The organism is Tissierellales bacterium (genome assembly GCA_035301805.1).
In the GTDB taxonomy this organism is placed as follows: Bacteria; Bacillota; Clostridia; order Tissierellales; family DATGTQ01; genus DATGTQ01.
Genome location: DATGTQ010000154.1, coordinates 1 through 6,287 on the forward strand (window position 1 = coordinate 1; position 6,287 = coordinate 6,287).

General features: G+C 30.0%; 7 protein-coding genes. 2 read left to right on the top strand and 5 right to left on the bottom strand.

Translation table 11 applies throughout. The features are described 5' to 3' along the window. The 3 genes from VK071_07920 to VK071_07930 form a co-directional block, all read right to left on the bottom strand. Positions 1-202, bottom strand: a 202-nt coding sequence (locus tag VK071_07920) for a sulfur reduction protein DsrE (protein ID HLR35234.1), incomplete at its 3' end; no start/stop codon positions are given. A gap of 255 nt (positions 203-457) precedes the next feature. Further along, a complete protein-coding gene (locus VK071_07925; GenBank protein HLR35235.1) occupies positions 458-1,369 on the bottom strand; it encodes a pseudouridine-5'-phosphate glycosidase in 912 nt (303 codons plus the stop codon). Continuing rightward, entirely contained in the window at positions 1,363-2,454 is a 1,092-nt protein-coding gene (locus VK071_07930) for a carbohydrate kinase (GenBank protein ID HLR35236.1), read from the bottom strand. The genes VK071_07925 and VK071_07930 overlap by 7 nt, the downstream gene beginning before the upstream one ends. 560 nt (positions 2,455-3,014) lie before the next feature. Between VK071_07930 and VK071_07935 the strand changes: the two genes are divergently transcribed. Together VK071_07935 and VK071_07940 are read left to right on the top strand one after the other, a co-directional pair. Further along, positions 3,015-4,085 (top strand): P1 family peptidase, encoded by a 1,071-nt coding sequence (locus VK071_07935; GenBank protein HLR35237.1) that lies wholly within the window; start codon positions 3,015-3,017, stop codon positions 4,083-4,085. Positions 4,086-4,203: 118 nt separating this feature from the next. Next, on the top strand, positions 4,204-5,097 hold the full coding sequence (locus VK071_07940; protein ID HLR35238.1) for a polysaccharide deacetylase family protein: 894 nt from the start codon (positions 4,204-4,206) through the stop codon (positions 5,095-5,097). A gap of 51 nt (positions 5,098-5,148) precedes the next feature. On the opposite strand, the gene VK071_07945 is transcribed toward VK071_07940, so the two are convergent. After that, the gene (locus tag VK071_07945; GenBank protein HLR35239.1) at positions 5,149-5,517 is read right to left on the bottom strand and encodes a hypothetical protein; all 369 of its coding nucleotides are present in this window, start codon (positions 5,515-5,517) and stop codon (positions 5,149-5,151) included. Positions 5,518-5,544: 27 nt separating this feature from the next. Then, positions 5,545-5,847 (bottom strand): DUF969 family protein, encoded by a 303-nt coding sequence (locus tag VK071_07950; GenBank protein ID HLR35240.1) that lies wholly within the window; start codon positions 5,845-5,847, stop codon positions 5,545-5,547. Between the last annotated feature and the right edge of the window lie 440 nt (positions 5,848-6,287).

The window sequence follows — 6,287 nt, forward strand, 5'->3', positions numbered from 1 at the left end:
GTATTATCATTCCTGTTTTCTCATGAAGCTTTTGTAATCTTTTCCCAAGATCTGTATTGTCTAATAGTAAATAAGTATTGTCAAAGACAAAGAACATCCCTACAACTTCTGCACCATGATTTCCTGCCTCCATTTGTGGTACAATCATATCCCTTAAAATTTGTCTGCAATTGTCCGAATTAATAACGTATGCAATTTTCATTTTCATTCCTCCTAATATATCTTTTTACCCAGACTTTACTATACCATTTGTGTAATAAAAATAACAATAGTTTTTATTTATACTAATCCTTTTTTTATAAGTTTTATCTATATTATTTTTAGCAAAAATACATAAATAAAAGTTTCTAGTAAGAGTGCCCAGTGGACAATATCAGCTTTTCATTACCTAAAAAGCATACCTTCTTAAACAATAAAAAAACTGGCAGATTTATCACTCAATCTGCCAGTTTTTTATTTAGCCTATTAATTCAGTTGCTAACTTAGCACCTAACTTAGCATTATTATATACTAATTTTATATTTGATTCTAAACTGTCTCCACCAGTTTTTTCTTTCACTTTATCTAGAAGGAAAGGAGTTACTTTTTTACCCTCTATTCCTTTCTCTTCGGCTTCCTTAAGGGCATCATTAATAGCCTTATTTATTTCATCAAAATCCATTTCATCTTCTTCAGGTATTGGATTTCCAATTACTACTCCACCTTTTAATCCTAACTCCCATTTAACCTTTATAAACTTTCCTAATTCTTCTTTATTATTAATCTTAAAATCTACATTAAAACCACTCTTCCTTGTAAAAAATGCAGGGAATTCTTCAGTTTTAAATCCTAGAACCGGTATGCCAAAAGTTTCAAGATACTCTAAAGTAAGGCCTATATCCAATATTGATTTTGCTCCTGCACATACTACAGCCACATTGGTATTAGCTAATTCTTGAAGATCTGCCGATATGTCAAAGGTTTCATTAGCCCCTTTATGAACACCTCCTATACCACCGGTTACAAAGACTTTTATCCCTACCATTTCCGATATGATCATAGTAGCAGCTACTGTAGTGGCCCCATCCAATTTATTTGCTACAACGAAAGGTAGATCTCTTCTACTCACTTTATAGATATTATCACCTTTACCTAAGTATTCTATTTCTTCTTTACTAAGTCCCACTTTTAACTTTCCATCTAGTACTGCAATAGTGGCAGGTACTGCACCATTTTTTCTAACTATATTTTCTACTTCTAAAGCCACTTTTATATTTTCAGGATAAGGCATCCCATGGGCAATTATTGTAGACTCCAAAGCTACTACCGGCTTATTATCTTCTAATGCCTCTTTTACTTCATCCTTTATAACTATATATTCATCTAACATATTTCTATCTCCTTTATCTTTTTATTTATTTTTTCTACTGAAATATTTGGATTTATAGTCCTACTATCTTCCAAAGTCATAATAGACATTGCTATTCCAAATTTTAAAGTTTCTTTTATATCAAAATCATTGAAATAGGAATAAGCTAAACCTGCCATAAAAGCATCACCAGCTCCTGTTGTATTAACTACATTGGCTTTTGGTGATATCATCCTTACTTCAGTATCTCCATCAAAATAAAATATTCCTTTTTCCCCAAGGGAAATTATTACTCTTTTTACTCCTTTCTCAATAAAATGTTTTGCTACTAATTTTAAATCATCTTCCTTATTGATTTTTATGCCAGACAATATTTCAGCTTCTATTTTATTCGGAGTAATTGTATGGAAGTACCCAATAAAATCCTTGACTTTCTCAGCCTTTGTTGTCGACACAGTATCTAAAAAATAATTAGATTTAAAATTAGTCACCATATGTTCTAGAGTTTTCCCTGGCAAATTAGTATCCACAACACATAGCCTAGAGTTTTCTATTATATCTTTCTTCTCTTCAATAAAAGAAATACTGATTTTTTCCAAGATATCCATAGATGAAAGAGCTACTTCCATATCACCATTTTCATCTAATATAGATAAATAAGTAGAAGTAGAATAATCCTGTAATATTAGAGAATCTGACATATTTAAGCCTACTTTCATTCCCTCATCTATAATTAATCTTCCATAATTATCATTCCCAATAGTAGTTATAAGTTTTGTATCAATACCCAATCTTGCTAAATTTTCTCCAATATTTCGACTAACTCCACCTAAGGATATATTAGTTTTACCTGGATTTGAGTCTTTCATCTTTAAGTTTTCATAGGGAAAACCTACAATATCTACATTGGCTCCTCCTATTATAGTTATATACGGTTCTTCCTTTACTATATAGCCTTTCCCTACAATATAACCCTTTTTCATTAAGTTGGTAATATGAACGCCTACAGAGGAACGAGTTATATTTAACTTATCTGCTATTTCCCGTTGACTTGCCATTGGATTTTTCTTTATAATCCCTAATATTTCTTCTTCCCTTTTAGTCATATAAATCTCCTTAATATTTATTTATACAGTAAACAAATCCTTAGATAAATAATATACCTAGTTTTCATATTTGTCAACTAAAAAGTGAGAAAAAATCCTTCCTTTTTCTCATTTTAAAATTTCAATAACTTTTCCCTTTTCTTAGCTTTGGGTATCTTTTCTGCAGCTTCTTTGTTCATCAGAAGATCCATTAATTGAAAAAGTTCTTCTAGATGCCTTTTATTATCTACTGTAGAAAAAGTAATTATTAATTCTACAGGATCATTTTTTTACTTCTAAAGTTTATTGGTTCTTTTATAACTAGATATATAGGATTTCATAGAGAAACCGATTGACTGAAAATACGATAACAAATTTAACAACTTATTTGTATCTTTTTTGTCAGAGTTATGGACATTTGTCAAAAACTCTTGTATAATATTATTGTAAGGCCGTATGGCCTACGATAATCTAAAATTAATAGTCAAAATCCCTTTCTGCATACATATTGACCCTACTTTTAAAAAGTAGGGTTCTTTTTTATTTTTTTGCTGGTATAATTATCTTGAGGTGAGTTTACTTTGAAAAAACAAAAACGCATTAGAGATTATGGAATAACCATCGGTGAAATGGAAACAGGAATAAATAACTCCATAACTGATGTGAAAGAAGTACATGTAGGTCAAATTACTTTAAACAATGGTGAAACTAAAACTGGTGTTACGGCCATCCTTCCTCATAAAGGAAATCTTTTTAAAAAGAAAATAATTGGGGCCACCCATGTAATAAATGGTTTTGGAAAATCTATTGGGCTAGTACAAATAGATGAATTAGGTACTATTGAAACTCCAATTATTTTAACTAACACCTTAAGTGCAGGAATAGCTGCAGACAGTTTAGTTCGATACATGCTAAAATATAATGAAGATATTGGCAAAGACACTGGTACCATAAATCCTGTAGTATGTGAATGTAATGATGGCTATTTAAATAATATCAGAAATATAGCAATAGAAAAAGAACATATTTTCCAAGCTATTAACACAGCTGATAAAACCTTTGAAGAAGGATCAGTAGGTGCTGGAACTGGAATGGTTTGCTATGGACTAAAAGGTGGAATAGGAACTGCATCTCGAAAAGTTTTTCTTGATAATAAAGAATACATAGTAGGAGTTTTAGTATTAACTAACTTTGGTAAATTAGAAGATCTTTTAATTGATGGAGAAAAATTAGGAAAAAAAATAAAAAAGGAAATGGAAAATCATTCTACTATCCAAAATAAAGGTTCAATAATTATTGTTTTAGCCACAGATATCCCTTTATCTCACAGGCAATTAAACAGAGTTATAAAAAGAGTATATCCTGGGATTTCAAAAACAGGAAGTTTCACTAGCTCTGGTAGTGGAGAAATAGTTATAGGATTTTCTACGGCAAATATAATTAATCATTATGAAAAAGAAGACATCATACAAATTAAGTCAATAAATGAAAATAAAATAGACGAAATATTTCAGGGAACGAAAGAAGCCACAGAAGAAGCCATTCTTAACTCTCTTATTACATCAAAAACTACTATAGGAAGAGATAATCACAAAATATATTCCTTAAGTGAAAAATTAGAAGAAAATGGTATAAATCTTCCCTCTCATTAAAAGCTTAAGAAAATTATTCTTTGAGGATTTTTATCTTTGTATGAATAAATAATAATATATTAATTAAAATATATATGTCTACATTATATTTATAGCTTATATAACAAGGAGAGATTTTGTGAAAAAACAACATCTACCAATAACTATATTATTAGCTTTTTTATTATGTATTATAAATGTCTCATGTTCTAAATCTAATAAAACACCTCCTTCGCCTATTTCCCATTCGCCTACTAAGGAAGAGGATGATGAAGATTCTTTTCATAACATAGGAACTAAGGTTGTACCTAAAGAAGAAGCAAATAAAATACCTGTACTATTATATCACCACTTATTAATAGCTGAAGATATAGAAAAATATAATTGGATAAACAATAAAATTGTTTTATCTGTAGAAACCTTTGATAAACAAATGAAATACTTACATGATAATGGCTATTATGTAGCAACTTTAGATGAATTAAGACAATTCATTGATGGTGAAATAGAGCTTCCAAAAAAAACAGTAGTTATTACATTTGATGACGGATTCTTAAGTAATATTGTCTATGGATATCCTATAATGAAACAATATAATCTACATGGTACTATTTTTGTAATAGGCAGCGCAGCCGAAAGTCCACAACAGTCTTTTGACCCTAAAACTGTACAATATATTAATATTAATGAAATGCCAAAGTATAAGGATGTTTTTAATTTTGAAAGTCATACTTATTCACTGCACAAACATGATGAAAATAAAAATAAAAAACCATTAATTATAACTTCTGATAAAAACGTTATTGTTGAAGACATCTCAAAGAATATGGAATTATTAGATGCAAAATATATTGCCTATCCCTTTGGCTCTTATAATAATACTACTATTGAATATCTAAGGGAAACAAATCACGAAATGGCTTTTACAGTAAAACAAGGATACGTAACACCAGGGTTAAATAAATATGAACTGCCCCGATTTGAAATAGTACCAGAAACAACTATGGAAGAATTTATAAATATAGTACAATAACCTATTAAACAAAAGTAGAGGATAATTTTTAAAATTATCCTCTACTTTTGTTTAATGAGTTTTCCCTTCTAGTGTTTTTATATCCTTCTTATTTTCTATTGCTCCTTCAATAGCTAAAGCCAAAGCCTTAACTATATCATCTAAATTCATACTTGCTACTTCCTTTTTATCAACAACTTGCTCTGGCAGGAAAGGTACATGAATAAACCCACCCTTTATATCTGGATACTTTTTATCTATTAAATATAGTAATCCATACATTATGTGGTTACATACATAAGTACCAGCCGTATTTGATACACTAGCAGGTATCCCACCTTCTCTAATATTTTTTACCATAGCCTTTATAGGAAGTTTTGCAAAATAAGCATTTTCTCCATCTTCGAATATTGGCTCATTTAAAGTTCCTACTATTAGCAGTACTCATTCTGCTGCAATAAACACATTTTACCCATAAAAGTTTACAAAATTCTCCGTTGCTGAAGATAAAACTTTTATGCTCTCTACCTCTTTCTCTGGAATCTCTCCATATTTATTTACAGCTACCCCTTCTGCCATTGGATAAATAAGTGGCCTTATAAATTCTACATGCCCACCAATCCTTAAAGACAATACAGATGCTAAGGTTCTAATTACCATATAGATTAAAAGGATTTTACCTGTAGTTGCTGCTTTTATATTACTAATAAGGTAATCTACTCTCTCTTTCAACCCATATTTTTCTAATAATCCAATAATAGGTGTTGGCAATGTTTATCATCTACTCTTTTGGATACATATATAATAAGAAGATTTTTTCTAAATCCATAAGTGAAGGAGGGAAAAATTATGAAACTTAGTTTCCCAAAAATAAAACATTGTATACTTCACTGGAATCATGTATATCTAGATACACAATGGAAACGAATTACTTAAGGCATTTAAACCAAAATTGCAAACCCTACAATAAATATAGATAAACACATTAACAATCTGGAAAGAGCCTTGTAAAAGCAGGGCTCTTTCCCCCTTTTTTCTTCTTTATTCCAAAAAAGTGAGTCAGTAGGGACGGTCCGAGACCACTGAAAAAGTCCAGTTTAAATTTCTCATTTAGTCATTAAATTGCTACTTTCTTGTAAAATATTAAATATAACTTAGAAACATCAAGAAACGAAGACATTTTAGAGGATAGTATGCTTGCTATCCTCTTT

Bases quoted from the DNA above. Each gene is read 5' to 3' on its own strand.
- VK071_07930 (HLR35236.1), bottom strand. From the start codon at position 2,454: ATGACTAAAAGGGAAGAAGAAATATTAGGGATTATAAAGAAAAATCCA.
- VK071_07925 (HLR35235.1), bottom strand. From the start codon at position 1,369: ATGTTAGATGAATATATAGTTATAAAGGATGAAGTAAAAGAGGCATTA.